Annotated in this window: 18 protein-coding genes and 1 pseudogene; 9 read left to right on the forward strand and 10 right to left on the reverse strand. The window is 68.9% G+C overall.

Annotated features, from left to right (window positions below):
* Positions 1–3: 3 nt before the first annotated feature.
* Positions 4–1,527: an AMP-binding protein gene (locus AC1DVI_RS08800; RefSeq protein WP_476957632.1), complete on the forward strand. Its 1,524-nt coding sequence runs from the start codon at positions 4–6 to the stop codon at positions 1,525–1,527.
* A gap of 1 nt (position 1,528) precedes the next feature.
* The gene (locus tag AC1DVI_RS08805) at positions 1,529–1,870 is read left to right on the forward strand and encodes a hypothetical protein (protein WP_476957633.1); all 342 of its coding nucleotides are present in this window, start codon (positions 1,529–1,531) and stop codon (positions 1,868–1,870) included.
* Positions 1,871–1,913: 43 nt separating this feature from the next.
* Here the strand turns inward: AC1DVI_RS08805 and AC1DVI_RS08810 are convergent, their stop codons facing one another.
* Positions 1,914–2,396 carry a GlxA family transcriptional regulator gene (locus tag AC1DVI_RS08810; RefSeq protein WP_476957634.1) on the reverse strand — a complete coding sequence of 161 codons (483 nt, stop codon included), beginning with the start codon at positions 2,394–2,396 and terminating at the stop codon, positions 1,914–1,916.
* Positions 2,397–2,504: 108 nt separating this feature from the next.
* Positions 2,505–2,753, reverse strand: a complete 249-nt coding sequence (locus AC1DVI_RS08815; protein ID WP_476957635.1) for a DJ-1/PfpI family protein — start codon at positions 2,751–2,753, stop codon at positions 2,505–2,507.
* 3 nt (positions 2,754–2,756) lie between these two features.
* Between AC1DVI_RS08815 and AC1DVI_RS08820 the strand changes: the two genes are divergently transcribed.
* The 5 genes and pseudogenes from AC1DVI_RS08820 (at position 2,757) to hmpA (ending at position 5,688) form a co-directional block, all read left to right on the forward strand.
* Positions 2,757–3,248 (forward strand): alpha/beta fold hydrolase, encoded by a 492-nt coding sequence (locus AC1DVI_RS08820; RefSeq protein WP_476957636.1) that lies wholly within the window; start codon positions 2,757–2,759, stop codon positions 3,246–3,248.
* Positions 3,133–3,456: pseudogene (locus AC1DVI_RS08825) on the forward strand (hypothetical protein); the annotation flags it as partial. The gene AC1DVI_RS08820 and the pseudogene AC1DVI_RS08825, both read left to right, overlap by 116 nt.
* 141 nt (positions 3,457–3,597) lie before the next feature.
* Complete coding sequence (locus AC1DVI_RS08830) at positions 3,598–4,032, forward strand: LysR substrate-binding domain-containing protein (protein ID WP_476957718.1); 435 nt, start codon at positions 3,598–3,600, stop codon at positions 4,030–4,032.
* Positions 4,016–4,213, forward strand: a complete 198-nt coding sequence (locus AC1DVI_RS08835; protein WP_476957637.1) for a hypothetical protein — start codon at positions 4,016–4,018, stop codon at positions 4,211–4,213. The genes AC1DVI_RS08830 and AC1DVI_RS08835 overlap by 17 nt, the downstream gene beginning before the upstream one ends.
* 269 nt (positions 4,214–4,482) lie before the next feature.
* A complete protein-coding gene (hmpA, locus tag AC1DVI_RS08840; RefSeq protein WP_476957638.1) occupies positions 4,483–5,688 on the forward strand; it encodes an NO-inducible flavohemoprotein in 1,206 nt (401 codons plus the stop codon).
* A gap of 14 nt (positions 5,689–5,702) precedes the next feature.
* Here the strand turns inward: hmpA and AC1DVI_RS08845 are convergent, their stop codons facing one another.
* The gene (locus tag AC1DVI_RS08845) at positions 5,703–6,212 is read right to left on the reverse strand and encodes an Rrf2 family transcriptional regulator (protein WP_476957639.1); all 510 of its coding nucleotides are present in this window, start codon (positions 6,210–6,212) and stop codon (positions 5,703–5,705) included.
* 261 nt (positions 6,213–6,473) lie between these two features.
* Between AC1DVI_RS08845 and AC1DVI_RS08850 the strand changes: the two genes are divergently transcribed.
* Together AC1DVI_RS08850 and AC1DVI_RS08855 are read left to right on the forward strand one after the other, a co-directional pair.
* Complete coding sequence (locus AC1DVI_RS08850; RefSeq protein WP_476957640.1) at positions 6,474–7,136, forward strand: alternative oxidase; 663 nt, start codon at positions 6,474–6,476, stop codon at positions 7,134–7,136.
* A 567-nt stretch (positions 7,137–7,703) separates the two neighbouring features.
* On the forward strand, positions 7,704–8,594 hold the full coding sequence (locus tag AC1DVI_RS08855) for a LysR family transcriptional regulator (RefSeq protein WP_149165683.1): 891 nt from the start codon (positions 7,704–7,706) through the stop codon (positions 8,592–8,594).
* 58 nt (positions 8,595–8,652) lie between these two features.
* On the opposite strand, the gene xylB is transcribed toward AC1DVI_RS08855, so the two are convergent.
* The 7 genes from xylB to AC1DVI_RS08890 all read right to left on the reverse strand — a co-directional run bounded on the left by xylB (position 8,653) and on the right by AC1DVI_RS08890 (position 16,878).
* Positions 8,653–10,128 (reverse strand): xylulokinase, encoded by a 1,476-nt coding sequence (xylB, locus tag AC1DVI_RS08860; protein ID WP_476957641.1) that lies wholly within the window; start codon positions 10,126–10,128, stop codon positions 8,653–8,655.
* A 28-nt stretch (positions 10,129–10,156) separates the two neighbouring features.
* A complete protein-coding gene (gene xylA, locus AC1DVI_RS08865) occupies positions 10,157–11,464 on the reverse strand; it encodes a xylose isomerase (RefSeq protein ID WP_476957642.1) in 1,308 nt (435 codons plus the stop codon).
* Positions 11,465–11,475: 11 nt separating this feature from the next.
* Positions 11,476–12,651 carry a Gfo/Idh/MocA family protein gene (locus AC1DVI_RS08870; RefSeq protein WP_476957643.1) on the reverse strand — a complete coding sequence of 392 codons (1,176 nt, stop codon included), beginning with the start codon at positions 12,649–12,651 and terminating at the stop codon, positions 11,476–11,478.
* A gap of 13 nt (positions 12,652–12,664) precedes the next feature.
* Positions 12,665–13,720: a sugar phosphate isomerase/epimerase family protein gene (locus AC1DVI_RS08875; protein ID WP_476957644.1), complete on the reverse strand. Its 1,056-nt coding sequence runs from the start codon at positions 13,718–13,720 to the stop codon at positions 12,665–12,667.
* A gap of 78 nt (positions 13,721–13,798) precedes the next feature.
* Positions 13,799–14,752: a substrate-binding domain-containing protein gene (locus tag AC1DVI_RS08880; RefSeq protein WP_035681887.1), complete on the reverse strand. Its 954-nt coding sequence runs from the start codon at positions 14,750–14,752 to the stop codon at positions 13,799–13,801.
* A gap of 28 nt (positions 14,753–14,780) precedes the next feature.
* Positions 14,781–15,785 (reverse strand): ABC transporter permease, encoded by a 1,005-nt coding sequence (locus AC1DVI_RS08885; protein WP_183179421.1) that lies wholly within the window; start codon positions 15,783–15,785, stop codon positions 14,781–14,783.
* On the reverse strand, positions 15,763–16,878 hold the full coding sequence (locus AC1DVI_RS08890) for a sugar ABC transporter ATP-binding protein (RefSeq protein WP_476957645.1): 1,116 nt from the start codon (positions 16,876–16,878) through the stop codon (positions 15,763–15,765). The genes AC1DVI_RS08885 and AC1DVI_RS08890 overlap by 23 nt, the downstream gene beginning before the upstream one ends.
* Between the last annotated feature and the right edge of the window lie 81 nt (positions 16,879–16,959).

Here is a 16,959-nt window from a genome sequence, read left to right on the forward strand (position 1 = left end):
GGAATGACGCACAATCTCTACAGCCTGCTTTTGAAACCCGGAGCGGCGTCCGACGCGCGGGTGGCCCTGCGAACCGACACGGGGGGGACACGGACCTACGCGGACCTGCGGCGGACCGCCGGACGCATGGCGCACGTCCTTCACGAGGCCGGCGTCGGTCCGGGAAACCGGGTCGCCGTGCAGGTGGCGAAGTCGCCGGAGGCAGTGTGCCTCTATCTCGCCGTCCTGCAACTCGGGGCGATCTACCTGCCGCTCAACACGGCCTACACGCTGGCCGAACTGCGCTACTTTCTCGACGACGCGGAACCCGCGGTGTTCGTCGGGCAGACTCCCGTCGTCGGCGATCTGGCGCCGCCGGCCGGGTGCCGAACCTTCACGCTCGATCCGGACGGCGAAGGAACCGTGACGGCGGCGTGCCGCGGACGGCCGCCCTGGGAGCGTGTCGCCGAGGTCGGCCCCGACGCGGTGGCGGCGATCCTCTACACCTCCGGAACGACGGGGCGCCCCAAGGGCGCCATGATCTCCCACGGCAATCTGGCCTTCGGCACCCGCACGCTGAACGCGCTTTGGGGCATCTCCGAGGCCGACGTGCTGCTGCACGCGCTGCCCATTTTCCACGCGCACGGCCTGTTCATCGCCTTGAACTCGATGCTGTATGCGGGCGCGTCCTCTGTTTTCCTTCCCAAATTCACGGCCGACGCCGCGATCGAGCATCTGCCGCACAGCACCGTGTTCATGGGCGTCCCGACGCTCTACACGCGCCTCCTGGCCGACCCGCGGCTCATCCGGGAGCGCTGCGGCGCCATGCGCCTGTTCACCTGCGGCTCGGCTCCTCTGTCACGGGAGATCTTCGAGGCGTTCGAGGCCCGCACGGGGCATCGGATTCTCGAACGCTACGGCATGACGGAAACCACGATCATCGCCTCCAATCCCCTCGACGGCGAGCGCCTGCCCGGCACGGTCGGCTACCCCCTGCCGGGGCTGGAGGTCCGGGTTGTGGACGCCGCCGGACAGCCGCAGCCTGCGGGCGCGGTCGGCGGTCTCGAACTGCGCGGTCCGAATGTGTTCAAGGGCTATTGGCGGATGCCGGAAAAAACAGCGGCGGAATTCCGGCCGGACGGCTTCTTCATGACGGGGGATCTGGCGCGCGCGGACCCGGATGGCCGGCTTACGCTGGTCAGCCGCGCGAAGGAGATCATCATCTCCGGCGGCTACAATGTTTATCCGCGCGAGGTCGAGATCGTGCTCAACCGCATCGAGGGGGTGAGCGAGACGGCGGTCTTCGGCGTTCCCCACCCCGATTTCGGCGAGGGCGTGGTGGCCGCCGTCGAACGCCAACCGGGTTGCGAGTCGCTCGATCCGGCCTCCATTCTCGCACGGGCCGCGCACGAACTCGCCGGATACAAGCTGCCCAAGGCCGTGATCGTCCAGGATGCCCTGCCCCGGAATGCCATGGGAAAGATTTTGAAGAACGAACTCAGTTCGCTGCACAAGGACGTGTTCAGAAAACGAGACGCAACCGGTTGAGGTGCCGGTGCATCCAGGGCAGATCCTCACCGAACTCCTCACCGAACTCGGCCGCCACCTGACCCCAGCGGAGATCGCCGGCTTCAACGCTCTCGACGAGGACGGTCGTCCGCGCATCGACCCGTCCCGCGGCATGAAGACGGCGGCCCAATGGGCAGCCACCGGCGTCTGGTGTGCGACCAACCCGCAGTTCGACGGCCTCGGCGGCGACGATCACAAGGATTGCGGCCGCGAGGATTGCGACCGCGAGGATTGCGACGTCATCACGGTTCATGCCGGGGAGACTGGGTGGGCGGGCGTCCCTTCCTGGGCGACCGACGACGCGCCGGCCGCGCGGCTGTAGCACCTGTCGGAGAACCTGAGCAGGGCCTCACCTCCCTGAGCCGTTACCGTGCCGGGCGTGAGCCGTCCGGCGCCGGCTGCCGGAACAGGCGCCGCAGTTCCTGCGGGGTTTGACCGAGGACGCGGAGGAAGCCCTGGCACATCCGCTCCGGGTCGATGAAACCGACGAGGCGGGCGATCTCCTCGAAGGTTTGCCGGCCGTCCTCCACCATCGTCCGCGCCGCTTCCACCCGCATCCGCTCCACGGCCTTGGCCGGTGTCATGCCGGTGGAGGAGGTGAAGGCCCGGCCGAACTGCCGCACGCTGAGATGCGCGACGTCGGCCAGCCGCTCCACCGAGAGATCGGCCGCCAGGTTCTCGCGCGCGAAACTCAACGTCCGGCGGATGCGGTCGGACCCCGGATCGAAATCGAGCAGGGAGGAATACTGGTACTGGCCGCCGGGGCGCCGGTAATAGACGACGAGCATGCGGGCGAGGGAACGCGCCGCCTCCCGGCCCAAATCCTCTTCGATCAGGGCGAGCGTCATGTCGATCCCCGCCGATATGCCCGCCGATGTCCAGACCCCGCCGTCACAGGTGTAGATGCGGTCGCCATCCACCCGCAGGTTCGGGTAACGCGCCTGGAGCCGCGGCGCCTAGAACCAATGGGTGGTCACCAGCCGCCCATCGAGGACGCCGCTCGCGGCGAGGATGAAGGCCCCCGTGCAGACGCTGGCGAGCCTTCGGGTGTGGGGCGCCGCCGCGGCGATGGCCGCCGCAAGATCGTCCACCCATGGCTCCTCCGGCGGTTCCGGCGCGCCGACCACGATCAGCGTGTCCGCCGGGGTGTCGGTGCCGGCCTCCGGCAACGGTTCGGTGATGACCTCCAGGTCGGCGAGGGCCACGACATGGACCATTACGCGGCCGACGTCGCGGCGGTCGTCGAGCATTTCGACCTGCGCAACGCCATCCACATCGGCCACTCCACCGGCGGCGGCGAGGCGACCCGCTACGTTGCCTGCCATGGTCGGGGGCGCGTCGCCAAGCTCGTCCTCATCGGGGCGGTGCCGCCTGTCATGGTGAAGACCGCGGCCAATCCCGGCGGTCTGCCGATTGCGGTGTTCGACGATTTCCGCCGCCAGATCGCTGCGAACCGGGCGCAGTTCTATCTCGACATTCCGAGCGGCCCCTTCTACGGCTTCAACCGGCCCGGTGCGGCGGTGTCGCAGGGCGTCATTCGGAACTGGTGGCGGCAGGCCATGATGGGCGGCGCCAAGGCCCAGTATGACGGGGTCAAGGCATTCTCGGAGACCGACTTCACGGAAGACCTCAAGACCATCGAGGTGCCGACGCTGGTTATGCACGGCGACGACGACCAGATCGTGCCCATCGCCGACTGACGCCCCCCCGATCCGAGGTGCATCCCATGAAGATCGTCGTCATCGGCGGAACCGGGCGGATCGGCTCCAAGCTCGCCGCCTTTCTGCGCGACCGCGGCCACGCGGTGGTCGCCGCGTCGCCCAGCACGGGGGTCGACACCATCACCGGCGCCGGCCTCGCCGACGGAGTGTTGCCAGACTGGAGCGGCAGTTCGGCGCGCGGCTGTTCCATCGCTCCACTCGCAACCTCGCACCGACCGCCGAGGCTGCCGCCTACGCGGAACGGGTTGCGCCGCTCCTGCGTGCCATCGAAGACGCCGGGGACATTCTCCAGCCTGGACGCACCGCCCAGGGCCTGCTGCGCGTGACGATGCCTGCCGATCTCGGCGCGGCTCTGATGGAACCGCTGGAACGCGAGGTTCTCGGGCGAAATCCTGGGCTGAAGCTCGATGTCAGTCTGACGGACCGGCACGTCGACCTGATCCGCGAAGGCTATGACGTCGCATTGCGCGCCGGCGTCCTTGCCGACACCGAATTGATCTCGCGGCGGTTGGGGGCGTTACCGATGGTCCTCGTTGCCTCTCCAGCCTATCTGGCGGCACGCGGCGTCCCGCGGACCGTCGCGGCGCTCCGCACGCACACTCATGTCCGCTACACAGTCGCGGGCCGCGCCTTTCCGATCACATTCGCCGACGGAAGCTTCTTCCTGCCGGAGAGTGTGCTCGATACCGACAGCAGTGCGGGCCTCCGCGGCGCTGGCCGGCGTCGGCATCGCACAGGTCATGCGCGTGGTGGTGCAGGATGAGCTGGAGACGGGGAAGCTGCGGGTGGTGCTGGCGGAGGCGCCACTGCCCGCCGTGCCGGTTCAGGCGTTGCACGCCTTCGCGCGTCACGCGCCCTTGCGCGTCCGGCTGTTCATCGACTTCGTCTTTGCGCTGATTGCCGCGCTCGGCGCCACCGTTACGCGCCAAACCGGCCCGGCGTGATTTCTCTCCGGGTTCATCGGGACCCGATGCCCTCACCGAGATGACCGGGAGATCAGCAGCGCGCACCGATGCACCGTCGGGGAGGCGCCAGGCCAGTGGAGCCGCCCCCCCTGCAGGCGGAATTCCGACGCTAAAATATATATTTCAGTTGCATCTTAAGCGGCGTCAATACATTCATTTATGATGCATGTTTAATCTGGGGCGAATCTCCTCGCCGCCACAATTCGAGCGGGGCCATTGTCCCCGCCAACCCAGGAGCCCATTCGCCAATGCCCCTCACTCAGCAGACCGTCGCCATCGTCAAGGCCACCGTTCCCGCCCTCGCCGAGCATGGCACTGTCGTTACACGGACGATGTATCAAATCCTGTTTCGCGACCCTGAGGTCGCCGCGCTGTTCAACCAGTCGCATCAGGGCGAGGAAGGCGCGCAAACCAAGGCGCTCGCCAATGCCATCCTCGCCTATGCCCGCAACATCGACAATCTCGGCGCCTTGACGCCCATGGTCGAGCGCATCGCGCAAAAGCACGTCGGGCTGCAGATCCTTCCGGAGCATTATCCTCATGTCGCAGCCGCCCTCCTCGGAGCGATCCGCGAGGTGCTGGGCACCGCCGCGACGGAGGAGGTGCTGGATGCGTGGGGAGAAGCGTATTGGCATCTGGCCCACATCCTGATGGGACGGGAGGGGCGCATCTACGACGCCCTTGCCAATGAGAGCGGAGGGTGGAGCGGCTGGCGGGACTTCGTCGTCACACGGCGGGTCAGGGAAAGCGAGACGATCACCTCCTTCCATCTGTCGCCGAGCGACGGCGGTCCTGTGATCCGGCACCGGCCCGGGCAATATCTGACGTTCCTTCTTCCCGTGCCGGGACGTGCGCCGCTGCGCCGGAACTACAGCATCTCCGCCGGTCCTGACACCCTCGGCTATCGCATCTCCGTAAAGCGGGAGCCCCGCGGCGCCGGTTCCAATTGGCTGCACGACCATGCCCAGGAAGGGACCGCGCTGAAGGTGTCTCCGCCCGCCGGCGACTTCTTCCTGCCCGAACAGCCGGAACGGCCGGTCGTTCTGCTGAGCGGCGGCGTCGGGCTGACGCCCATGGTGAGCATGCTCGAGGCGATCGCCACCGCTCCGACCGCGATGGAAGCGCATTACGTCCATGGCACCATGAACAGCGCCACCCATGCGATGGACCGGCATATCCGCGAGCTGTCGGCGTCACGGGCCGGCATCACGGCGTCAACCTTCTACAGCGATCCGCTGCCTGGGGATCGGTTGGGCGTCTCCCATGACGCAGCCGGCTTCATCACGATCGATTGGCTGCGGACGAACACGCCGTTCCAAGACGCCGATTTCTATCTGTGCGGCCCGAAGCCCTTCCTGAAGGCCTTCGTCGGCGGCCTTGACCGCGCCGGCGTGCCACGCCCCCGGGTGCATTACGAATTCTTCGGCCCCGCGGAGGATCTCGAGGCCGCTTGAGCGGCCTCTCCTGGTCAGGACTCCGGCTCCGCCTCCCCCCGTGCCGCGGTATGGGGGAGGGGCGGCTGCGGCAGGCCGAGCAGAGACGCCATGCTGCGGCGATGGCGGACGATGTCGGCCAGAGTGTAGTCGTCAAGAACAGCCAGGAACGCCTGCAGCGCCTCGTGCAAGGCGGTGCGCAGGTTGCAGGCCGGACTCAGCCGGCAGATGGGCGAGGCCTGCAGCGCGCCCATGCAGTCGACAATGGCCATGTCCTCCTCGGTGTAGCGGATGACGTCACCGATCCGGATCTGCTCGGCCGGACGGCCCAGGCGCAGCCCACCGTTCCGGCCCCTCACGGTTTCGACGTAGCCGCCCCGTCCGAGGTCATGCACGACCTTCATCAGGTGGTTCTTTGAAATGCCGTACACCTGTGCGATGTCGCGGATGGTCGGCAGCCCCTCCTGTCGCACGGCCAGGTACATGAGCACGCGCAGCGCATAATCCGTATAGCTCGACAAGCGCATCGCCAACCAAACCTGCATGGGGATTGCATCAATATAGCCTTGCGGCCCGGAGCTTGCAATCGGCCGATCCGGTCTGTCCGGATAGGAAGGAACCCAGCTCGGTCAGGGGGGCTTCAGCGGTCGAAGCCACGCGGGGTGCGGCATTCTGCCTCTGGCAAAACATGCTTTTATTTTACATCTTAAAGCACGAAACAACACCCCATCCCGATCGGTACCGGCGCCTCAGCCGTCCTGCTCCGGAGCCGACCCCGAGCCCACAGTCACGCAGGAGAATGTATCATGACCTTGCACAGCCTGACCCTGCACCACCGGCCTCAGGACATCGGCGACCACGTCGCTCTGGGATTCACCAAGGCGTTGCGTTTCATCGCCGACACCTTCTTCGCAAAACGCTACGGGCATCGCGCCATCGTGCTGGAAACGGTGGCGGCGGTTCCGGGCATGGTCGGCGCAACGCTGCAGCATCTGCGCTGCCTGCGCCGCATGCAGCACGACCAGGGCTGGATTCACACCCTGCTCGACGAGGCGGAGAACGAACGCATGCACCTCATGACCTTCATCGAGGTGGCGAAACCGAACTGGCTGGAACGCGTCCTGATCCTGCTGACCCAGGGTGCCTTCTACAACGCCTTCTTCCTGCTGTACCTGGTTTCGCCGAAGACGGCCCATCGCGTGGTCGGCTATTTCGAAGAGGAAGCGGTGGTCAGCTACACCGGCTATCTCGCCGAGATCGACGCCGGCCGGCACGCGAACCCGCCGGCCCCGCGCCTCGCCATCGATTATTGGAAGCTTCCGGAAACCGCGACCTTGCGCGATGTCGTGCTCGCCGTCCGCAACGACGAGGCCAACCATCGCGACGTGAACCACGGCTTCGCCGACACGCTGGCGGGTCAGCCGTCCGCCGACCCGGACCGTCGCGACGAGCCGCGCAAGGTTGCTTGAAAGGGATGGAGCCGTTCACCATGAACGCCGCACCCCATCGCACGCACCCCATCGCACGCACCAGGGACGTCATCTTTCGAAACGGGTTGCCGGCCGGCGCTCCGGACAACGTCGCCCAGGCCGCGGTTCGGTCCCGCCTCGCACTCGACGACCCGCGCGGTGCCATCCGGCCGGAGGGCGTCCCGGAAGGGGTTGGTCAGTTCGCCGAAGAGCCCGGGCATGACGATGGAGGTCTCGACGCCCCAGCGCGCCAACTCGCGCGCGGACCGGGCCGCGATCGCGTCGAGCCCCGCCGCGATGGAACAGTGGACCGCCAGATAGGGCGCGGCACCCCCGCCGCAGCCCTGCCCACGAGCCAGACGACAAGGCCCTGCGACCGGTGCCGCATGTGCGGGAGGATCGCCCTCATGACGCGCTGGGCGCCGAGAATGCCGCGTTCTCATATCCCGGACAATATCGGCTCTTTCGTGTAATTACCCCCTTAAGGGGGCGCCGTGAAGCGGGACTTCCGCGTCGTCCCCGGGGTCTCAACGGGACTCCCGCAGTGGCACGAAACAGGGGGGGCACATGGACCGGCTGCAGGCGATGCGGATTTTCGTGAAGGTCGCGGAAACGGAAAGCTTCGCCGAAACCGCCCGCCACCTGCATCTGAGCGCGCCCGCGGTGACGCGTGCCGTGGCGGCCCTCGAGGATCTGATCGGGGCCCGCCTGTTCGTCCGCACCACGCGCTCGGTCAAGGTGACCGAAGCCGGGGCGCGTTACCTTGAAGACTGCCGCCGCATCCTGTCGGACATCACGGAGGCGGAGGCCGCCGCGGGCGGCGTCTACGCCACCCCGACGGGGACGCTCGCCGTCACCGCCTCCGCTCTGTTCGGGCCGATGCATGTGCTGCCGATCGTGACCGAGTATCTGGATCGCTATCCAGGCATGCGGGCGCAAACCTTCTTCGTCGATCGTCCGGTGAACATCGTGGAGGAAGGCATCGATGTCGCGGTGCGCATCGGGCACCTTCCGGATTCCGGGTTCACGGCCATCCGGGTCGGCACGGTCCGGCGCGTGGTCTGCGGCGCCCCGGCCTATTTCGAGCGCCACGGCGTCCCGGCGACACCGGCCGACCTCAAGCATCACCGCATCGCCGTGTCGACCGGCGCCTGGGCATCGCCGGAGTGGCGGTTCGCCCGGGATCAGCGGGTGACCATCGATCCGATCCTGCAATGCAACACCAACGAGGCGGTGATCGCGACCGCCAAGGCGGGCTGGGGCCTCACCCGGGTTCTTCATTACCAGATCGGCCCGGCGCTGCTGGCCGGGGAGCTTCGGATCGTGCTCGCCGACCATGAGGAGCCGCCCCTGCCCATCCACGTCCTCCACCCCGAGGGGCGCCACGCGCCGGCCAAGGTGAGGGCCTTCGTGGACCTCGCCGTGGCCCGCCTGCGCGAAAACCGCTTCCTCAATTAGGCCCCGGAGAAGGCTCGCCCTTCGAAAATCGGCGGGAAGACACCCGCATGTGCGTGGGTCACGCCCCGTCGGCCTCGCGGAAGGCCGACTTTAGATCGCCGTACAGGCGGCGGAACAGGCGGCGCCGCGGCGCCAGGGCGGCGGCCAGGACCGGGTCCGGCTCCACGGTGTGGCGGATCTCCAAGGGCAGGCACACGGTGTCCGGCTCCTCGCCCGTCACCGCGAGGCGCGCCAGTCGGGCCGCCCCGAAGGCCGGGCCGACCTCGCCCCCCGCCGGGTAGTCGAGCGGCCGGCCAAGCGCGCTCGCCAGGATGCGGCCCCACAGGGCACTGCGCGCGCCGCCGCCGATCACCAGGAACCGCTCGACGCGCCCGCCAGCCTCCTCCAGGGCCTCCAGCCCGTCGGCGAAGGCGAAGGCTACCCCCTCCAGCACCGCGCGGGCGAGCGCCCCGCGGCCGATGTCGTGGGTCAGGCCGAAGACGACGCCCTTGGCTTGCGGGTCGTTGTGCGGCGTGCGCTCTCCCGACAGGTAGGGCAGGAAGACCAGCGGGCCGGGATCGCCGCCGTATGCCTCGGCCTCGCGCAGCAGCGCCGCCTCGTCCCCGGCGCCGGTCAGGCGCGCGGCGAAGGACAGGCAACTCGCCGCGCTCAGCATCACCGACATCTGGTGCCAGCGGTTGGGCAGGGCGTGGCAGAAGGCGTGCACCCCGCGCTCGGGGTTGGGCGCGAAGCGGTCGCCGCTGACGAACAGCACGCCCGAGGTGCCCAACGACAGGAAGGCGCTGCCCGGCGCCACCACGCCGACCCCCACGGCACCGGCGGCGTTGTCGCCGGCCCCGGCCGCCACCACGGTTCCCGGCGGAACGCCCCAGTCGGCGGCAACCTCCGCCCGCAGCGCGCCGGTGGGCTGGCACCCTTCGTACAGCCGCGGCATGTGCGCCTCGCCGAGCCCCGTGACGGCCAGCAACTCGGCCGACCACGCGCGCCGGCCGACGTCCAGCCACAGCGTGCCGGCGGAATCCGACAGGTCCGAGGCGTGATCGCCGGTCATGCGCAGGCGCAGCCAGTCCTTGGGCAGCAGCACCTTGGCGACCTCCTTGAACCGCTCCGGCTCGTGCGCCGCGACCCACAACAGCTTGGGCGCGGTGAAGCCGGGCATGGCGCGGTTGCCGGCGATGGCGCGCAGGTTGGGGGCGCGGCGCTCCAACTCCGCGCATTCGGCGCCGCTGCGCCCGTCGTTCCACAGGATGGCCGGGCGCAGCACGCGGTCCTGCCGGTCGAGCAGGGTCGCCCCGTGCATCTGCCCCGACAACCCGATCCCCCGCACCGCCCTCATCGCATCAGGATGGGCGGCGCGCAGGCCGGCGAGGGCGCGCCCGGTGGCGGCCCACCAGTCCTCCGGGTCCTGCTCCGACCACAGCGGGTGCGGACGGCTGACCTCCAGCGGCGCGGTGGACTGGCCGACGAGGCGCTGCGCCGCGTCGACCAGCACCGCCTTGACGCCGGACGTCCCCAGGTCGATGCCGAGATACATTCCCCCTCCCCCCAATCAGCCAGCGGCCTCAGACGAGGCGGTTCACCAGATTCTCCAGCATCTCCTGGCGGCCCGACCGCGGCCGGGGGTCGAGCCCGAGGCCGGTGTCCGCCGCGCCGGCCAGATCCAGCCCGCCGAGGAGCTTTTGCCCGAGATCGCCGTTCCAGCCGGCGTAACGCTCCGCGCGCAGGTCCCGCAGCCGGCCGTCTTCGACGAGGCGCGCCCCGGCGAGCAGCGCGCGGGCCAGCGTGTCGATGCCGCCGACATGGGCGTGCAGCAGGTCGTCCGGCGCGATGCTCTGGCGCCGGATCTTGGCGTCGAAGTTGAAGCCGCCGTTGGTGAAGCCGCCGGCCTCCAGGATGCGCGCCATGGGCAGCGCCAGCTCCACATGGTCGTTGGGGAACTGGTCGGTGTCCCAGCCGTTCTGCGGGTCGCCCCGGTTCATGTCGATGGAGCCGAAGACGCCCAGCGCCAGCGCCGTCGCCACCTCGTGCTCGAAGCTGTGGCCGGCCAGCGTGGCGTGGTTCACCTCGATGTTGACGGCGACCTCCCTCTCCAGCCCGTAGCGCTTCAGGAAGCCGTAGACCGTCGCCACGTCGTGGTCGTACTGGTGCTTGGTCGGCTCCATGGGCTTGGGCTCGATCAGGATGGTGCCGGTGAAGCCGATCTTGTGCTTGTGCTCGACCACCATCCTCAGGAAACGGCCGAGCTGGTCCAACTCGCGAGTCATATCGGTGTTGAGCAGCGTGTCGTAGCCTTCGCGCCCGCCCCACAGCACGTAGTTGACGCCGCCCAGCCGGTGCGTCGCCTCCAGCGCGTCGCGCACCTGCGCCGCCGCGCAGGCGAAGACCTCCGGGTCGGGGTTGGTGGCCGCGCCGGCCATGTAGCGCGGGTGCGAGAACAGGTTGGCGGTGCCCCACAGCAGCTTGACGCCGCTGCGTTCGATGCAGCCCTGCAACCGCTCGGTCAGGCGGGCGAAGGTGGCCTGCGTTTCCCGCAGCGAGCCCATCTCGGGCGCCACGTCGCGGTCGTGGAAGGTGAAGAAGGGCGCGCCAAGCTTCTCGAACAGCTCGAACGCCACGTCCATCTTCGCCTCCGCCATCGCCACCGGATCGCCGGCGCCCATCCAGGGCCGGTCCAGCGTGCCGCCGCCGAACGGGTCGGAACCAGGCCAGCAGAAGCTGTGCCAATAGCAAACGGCGACGCGCAGGTGATCGGCCATCCGCCGGCCCAGGACCATGCGGTCGGGGTCGTACCAGCGGTAGGCGAGCGGGGTGTCGCTGTCCGGCCCTTCGTAGCGGATGCGCTCGACGCCGGTGAAATAGGCTTCGGTCATGACAAATCCTTTCAAAGCTCGACCCAGGCGGCGTCCCGGCGGCTCGATTCCACGGCGGCGTGGATGAAGCGCACGCCGCGCACGCCGTCCCGGACGGTGGGGACGAGGGCCGCCTGCTCACCGGCGGCGGCACCGCCCATGCGGGCGACGATCAGTTCGGCGGTGTCGCGGTAAATCTGGGCGAAGCCTTCCAGATAGCCTTCGGGATGGCCCGACGGGATGCGCGTGGCGTGCGCCGCCGCTCCATCCGATCCGGGGCCGCCGCGGGTGATGGTGCGCGGCGGCTCGCCGAGCGGGGTGAAGCGCAGATGGTTCGGCTGCTCCTGGAACCACTCCAGCCCGCCCTTGTCGCCGTAGACGCGCAGGCGCAGCCCGTTCTCGTGGCCGGGCGCCACCTGGCTGGCCCACAGCATGCCGCGTGCGCCGTTGCCGAAGCGCAGCATCATGTGCGCGTTGTCGTCGAGCCGGCGGCCCTCCACGAAGGCGGTCAGATCGGCGGCGATCCGCGTGCAGCGCAGCCCGGTGACGAACTCCGCCAACTGGAAGGCGTGGGTGCCGATGTCGCCGACACAGCCGGCGATGCCGCTGCGCGCCGGGTCGGTCCGCCATTCCGCCTGCTTCTGCCCGCTCTCCTCCAGCCGGGTGCTCAGCCAGTCCTGCGGGTATTCGACCTGAACGACGCGGAGGGCGCCCAGGTCACCGGCCGCCACCACGGCGCGGGCCTGCCGCACCATCGGGTAGCCGGTGTAGTTGTGGGTCAGCGCGAAGACGAGGCCGCTGCGCTCCACCGTCGCCGCCAAATCCTCCGCGTCCTCCACCGTGGTGGTCAGCGGCTTGTCGCAGATGACGTGGATGCCCGCCTCCAGGAATGCCTTGGCGGCGTCGTGGTGCAGGTGGTTGGGCGTGACGATGCTGACCACGTCGATGCCGTCGTCGCGCGCCGCCTCGGCCCGCGCCATCTCCGCGAAGCTGGCGTAGCAGCGCTCCGGCGGCAGGAACAGGTCGGCGCCGCTGGCTTGGCAGCGCTCCGGATCGGAGGAGAGCGCCCCCGCCCGCAGCTCGTAACGGTCGTCGAGGCGCGCGGCGATGCGGTGCACCGCCCCGATGAAGGCGCCCCGCCCGCCGCCGACCATGCCCAGGCGCAGCCGGCGGTTCGGCCCGGAGGCCGTCTTCCCTTCGATGGTCATGGTTCCCTCCCGCTCAGCCGATGCCGAGCATGCGCCGGTTGGCCGCCTCGTCGGTGCCGGCCCCGGCGAAGTCGTCGAAGGCCTTCTCGGTCACCCGGATGATGTGCGCGTCGATGAAGCGCGCGCCTTCGGCGGCCCCCTGCTCGGGGTGCTTCATGGCGCATTCCCACTCCAGCACCGCCCAGCCGTCGAAGCCGTACTGGGTCAGCTTGGAGAAGATGCCGCCGAAATCGACCTGCCCGTCGCCGAGCGAGCGGAAGCGCCCGGCCCGGCCGATCCAAGGCTGGTAGCCGGAATAGACGCCCTGGCGCGGGGACGGGTTGAACTCCGCGTCCTTGACGTGGAACATCTTGATCCGCTCGTGATAGACGTCGATGTAGCCGAGATAGTCGAGCTGCTGCAGCACGAAGTGGCTGGGGTCGTAGAGGATGTTGCAGCGCGGGTGGTTGCCGACGCGCTCCAGGAACATCTCGAAGGTCGCCCCGTCGAACAGGTCCTCGCCGGGATGGATCTCGTAGCAGAGGTTCACCCCCGCCGCGTCGAAGGCGTCGAGGATCGGCCGCCAGCGCCGGGCCAGCTCGTCGAAGGCCGTTTCGATCAGCCCCGCCGGGCGCTGCGGCCAGGGGTAGACGTAGGGCCAAGCCAGCGCGCCGGAGAAGGTGACGTGCGCCGTCAGCCCCAGGTTGGCCGAGGCCTTGGCCGCCATCAGCAGCTGGTTGACCGCCCATTCCTGCCGGGCCTTCGGGTTGCCGCGCACCTCCGGCGCCGCGAAGCCATCGAACGCCTCGTCATAGGCCGGGTGCACGGCGACGAGCTGCCCTTGGAGATGGGTGGACAGCTCGGTGATCTGCACGCCGGCCTCGGCCAGCACGCCTTTCACCTCGTCGCAGTAGCCCTTGCTCTCCGCAGCCCGGGCGAGATCGAACAGGCGGCCGTCCCAGGAGGGGATCTGCACGCCCTTGAAGCCCAGCCCGGCGGCCCAGGCGCCGATGGCCGAAAGGCTGTTAAACGGCGCCGCGTCCCCCGCGAATTGCGCGAGGAAGATCGCCGGCCCCTTGATCGTTTTCATGATGGGTCTCCCCGTGAGTGTGCTGGTGTCCCCTCCACCGCCAAAGGCGGGGGAGGGTTAGGGAGGGGGCAGGCGCATTTAGAACGGCGAGTCCGGGTAGTAGTATTTCGCGGCGTTCTCCGGGGTCACCAGCGTCGCCTCGATGATGTACTCCTTCTGGATCGGCGCCTTTTCCACCAGATGCTTGGCGGTGATCTCCATGGCCTCGGCGATCATCGCGGGCGGGTAGAGGACGTCGGCGGGGACCAGCACGTCCTTGTCCATGACGCGCTTGATCATGTCCTTCATGCCGGCGCCGCCGAGGATGAACATCTCCTTCTCGCGGCCGGCCTGCTTGACGGCCTCAATGACGCCGAGCGCGATGTCGTCGTCCTGCGCCCACACCGCGTCGATCTTCGGGAAGCGGGACAGGAAGTCCTGCATCACCTTGAATCCGTCATCGCGGTTCCAGTTGGCGTACTGCATCCCCAGCACCTTGATCTGGGTGCCCTCGATCTCCTTCATGAAGGCGTCGACGCGCTGGTTGTCGATCACGGTCGGGATGCCGCGCAGCACCACGATGTCGCCCTTGCCGCCCATCTTCTCCTTCATGAACCGGGCGGAGACCTCACCCATCTGCGGGTTGTTGCCGGCGACGTAGAGGTCCTGGATGGACGGGTCGGTCAGGCCGCGGTCCACCACCGTGACGAACTTGCCGGCCTGCTTGACGGCGCGCACGGGGTCGGTCATCGGCGCGGATTCGAAGGGCAGGATGACCAGCGCGTCGATCCGCTGCACCGAGACCAGATCCTCCAGGTCGTTGGCCTGACGGCCGACGTCACGGGCGGTGACGATCACCACGTCGAGGTTCGGGTACTGCTTCTCCAGCCGCTTCTCGGCCTGCTGGGCGTGCCAGTTGAGGCCGCCGGCCCAGCCGTGCGTCGCGGCGGGGATGGACACGCCCATCTTGATCTTCTGCTGCGCCCAGCCGGCGACCGGCGCCACCATCAGGCCCGCGGCCAGCGCCGCGGCCAGACCGAAACGGAACGTCATGGTCGATTCCTCCCTGTTTGTCTTTCTGTCAGCGACGCGCCACGGTCCCCCGTTGCAGGAGCACCGCGACGATGATGATCACCCCCTGGATGGTGCCGTTCAGGTAGACGCTGACGGCGCCGGTCAGGTTGAGGATGTTGTCGATCAGCGTGAGCATGACGGCGCCCACCACCGTCCCCCAGATGCGGCCGTAGCCGCCCTTCAGCATGGTGCCGCCGATGATGACGGCGGCGATGGCCTCCAGCTCCCACAGCAGGCCCGTGGTGGCCGAGGCCGAGCCCAGCCGCGGCACGTAGATCACCACCGCGATCGCGACGCACACGCCCTGCAGCACGAAGGCCAGCAGCTTGACCCGGTCCACGTTGATCGCCGAATAGCGCGCCACGTCCTCGCTGGAACCGATGGCGGCGCAGTAGCGGCCGAACCGCGTGCGGTACATGATCAGCGCGCCGATCAGCGCCACCACCGCGAAGGCCAGGATCGGGTAGGAGATGCCGAAGACGCCGCCGTAATAGACCGGCCGGTAGATCGTGCGGATCTCCGAATTCAGCGACAGCGTGCCGCCGTCGGCGATGTAGGTGACCAGGGATCGGAAGATGCCCATGGTCCCCAGCGTGACGATGAACGCCTCCATCCGGCCTTTGGTCACCAGCAGCCCGTTGACCAGCCCCGCCGCCAGCCCGAGCCCCAGCGCCACCAGGACGCCCACCAGGATGACCGGCAGCCCGGCCCCCATGGAGCCGACCAGCGCGTTCATCACGACGATCATCACGCCCGACGCGAAGGCGGCCAGCGAGCCGACCGACAGGTCGATCCCGCCGGCGGTGATGACGAAGGTGGCCCCGACCGCGATGATGCCGATGAAGGCGGTGCGGGTCAGCACGTTGCCGATGTTGCCCGGGCTGAGGAACACCGGGTTGACGATGGTGCCCAACACGATCAGCGCGGCCAGCGCCAGGAACGGCCCGTAGAGTTTCAGATCGAAGCCGGAGGAGGGCTTCCGCGCAGCCTCAGGCATGACCGACGGCGTCATGCGCGTCTCCTTGTGATGGACGGCTTGATGAACTGGGTGATGTGCGGGCCTTCAGGCCGGTGGCGTAGCGGACGATCTCGCCCTCCTCGACCTCGTCACCCTCCAGGACTCCGGTCACCACGCCGGAGCGCATGACCACCACCCGGTGCGACAGCCCGATGATCTCGGGCATTTCCGAGGAGATGAGGATCACCGACCCGCCCCGGCGGGCGAACTCGTGCAGGAACCGGTAGATCTGCTGCTTGGTCCCGATGTCGATGCCGCGTGTCGGCTCGTCGACGATCAGGATGTCCGGATCGACCTGCATGGTCTTGGCGAGCAGCAGCTTCTGCTGGTTGCCGCCGCTCAGGCTGCCGACCGGCACGTCCAGCGTCCGCACGCGGATGTCGAACTCCGTCACCGCGCGCTCCAGCGCCGCGGCCTCCCGCCGCTCGTCGACGAAGACCCGGCCGTAGCGGTCCAGCGCCAGCAGCGTCAGGTTCGGTTGCAATCCCTTGGCGAGCAGCAGGCCCTTGCCCTTGCGGTCCTCGGTCAGGTAGGCGATCCCGGCCGCCACCGCGTCCTCCAGGCGGCGGACGCGCAGCGGCTCCCCGTTGCGGAACAGCGTGCCGGCGGTGCGACGTCGCAGGCCGAGCAGCCCCTCGGCCAGCTCCGTCCGCCCGGCGCCGATCAGCCCGGCGAAGCCCAGGATCTCGCCGCGGCGCAGGTCGAACCCGGCACCCCGCACCCAGCCGGGAACGTCGATCCCCCGCGCCTCCAGCACCGCGGGCGCGTCCGGCGCCGGCGGCGTCTTGGCCGGGAACAGGTCGCTGATGGCGCGCCCGACCATCAGCTGGGCGATGCCGTCCTCGGTCAGTTCGGCCGTCGGGCGGGTGGCGATGTGATGGCCGTCGCGCAGCACGGTCACCCGGTCGGTGATGGCCCGCACCTCGTCCAGCTTATGGGAGGTGTAGACGATCCCCACCCCCTGGTCGCGCAGCCGGCGGATCAGCCCGAACAGCACGGCGGACTCGGTGCCGGTCAGCACCGCCGTGGGTTCGTCCATGATGAGGACGCGGACCTCGCGCGACATCGCCTTGGCGATCTCGACCATCTGCCGCTCCGACACGGCGAGGTCGCGGGGCCCCCGCGCCGATGCCGGAAAAGCTCATCGGTCGCCCATCCACGCGCACGG

The organism is Azospirillum sp. P4_B5 (assembly GCF_056402275.1).

Excerpts from the sequence above, each read along its gene's own strand:
- AC1DVI_RS08870 (WP_476957643.1), bottom strand. The coding sequence starts at position 12,651 with ATGACCATCGAAGGGAAGACGGCCTCCGGGCCGAACCGCCGGCTGCGC.
- hmpA (WP_476957638.1), top strand. The coding sequence starts at position 4,483 with ATGCCCCTCACTCAGCAGACCGTCGCCATCGTCAAGGCCACCGTTCCC.
- xylA (WP_476957642.1), bottom strand. The coding sequence starts at position 11,464 with ATGACCGAAGCCTATTTCACCGGCGTCGAGCGCATCCGCTACGAAGGG.
- AC1DVI_RS08855 (WP_149165683.1), top strand. The coding sequence starts at position 7,704 with ATGGACCGGCTGCAGGCGATGCGGATTTTCGTGAAGGTCGCGGAAACG.
- AC1DVI_RS08885 (WP_183179421.1), bottom strand. The coding sequence starts at position 15,785 with ATGACGCCGTCGGTCATGCCTGAGGCTGCGCGGAAGCCCTCCTCCGGC.
- AC1DVI_RS08875 (WP_476957644.1), bottom strand. The coding sequence starts at position 13,720 with ATGAAAACGATCAAGGGGCCGGCGATCTTCCTCGCGCAATTCGCGGGG.
- AC1DVI_RS08890 (WP_476957645.1), bottom strand. The coding sequence starts at position 16,878 with ATGGTCGAGATCGCCAAGGCGATGTCGCGCGAGGTCCGCGTCCTCATC.
- AC1DVI_RS08820 (WP_476957636.1), top strand. The coding sequence starts at position 2,757 with ATGGACCATTACGCGGCCGACGTCGCGGCGGTCGTCGAGCATTTCGAC.
- xylB (WP_476957641.1), bottom strand. The coding sequence starts at position 10,128 with ATGTATCTCGGCATCGACCTGGGGACGTCCGGCGTCAAGGCGGTGCTG.
- AC1DVI_RS08880 (WP_035681887.1), bottom strand. The coding sequence starts at position 14,752 with ATGACGTTCCGTTTCGGTCTGGCCGCGGCGCTGGCCGCGGGCCTGATG.
- AC1DVI_RS08800 (WP_476957632.1), top strand. The coding sequence starts at position 4 with ATGACGCACAATCTCTACAGCCTGCTTTTGAAACCCGGAGCGGCGTCC.
- AC1DVI_RS08830 (WP_476957718.1), top strand. The coding sequence starts at position 3,598 with ATGCCTGCCGATCTCGGCGCGGCTCTGATGGAACCGCTGGAACGCGAG.
- AC1DVI_RS08810 (WP_476957634.1), bottom strand. The coding sequence starts at position 2,396 with ATGACGCTCGCCCTGATCGAAGAGGATTTGGGCCGGGAGGCGGCGCGT.
- AC1DVI_RS08845 (WP_476957639.1), bottom strand. The coding sequence starts at position 6,212 with ATGCAGGTTTGGTTGGCGATGCGCTTGTCGAGCTATACGGATTATGCG.
- AC1DVI_RS08850 (WP_476957640.1), top strand. The coding sequence starts at position 6,474 with ATGACCTTGCACAGCCTGACCCTGCACCACCGGCCTCAGGACATCGGC.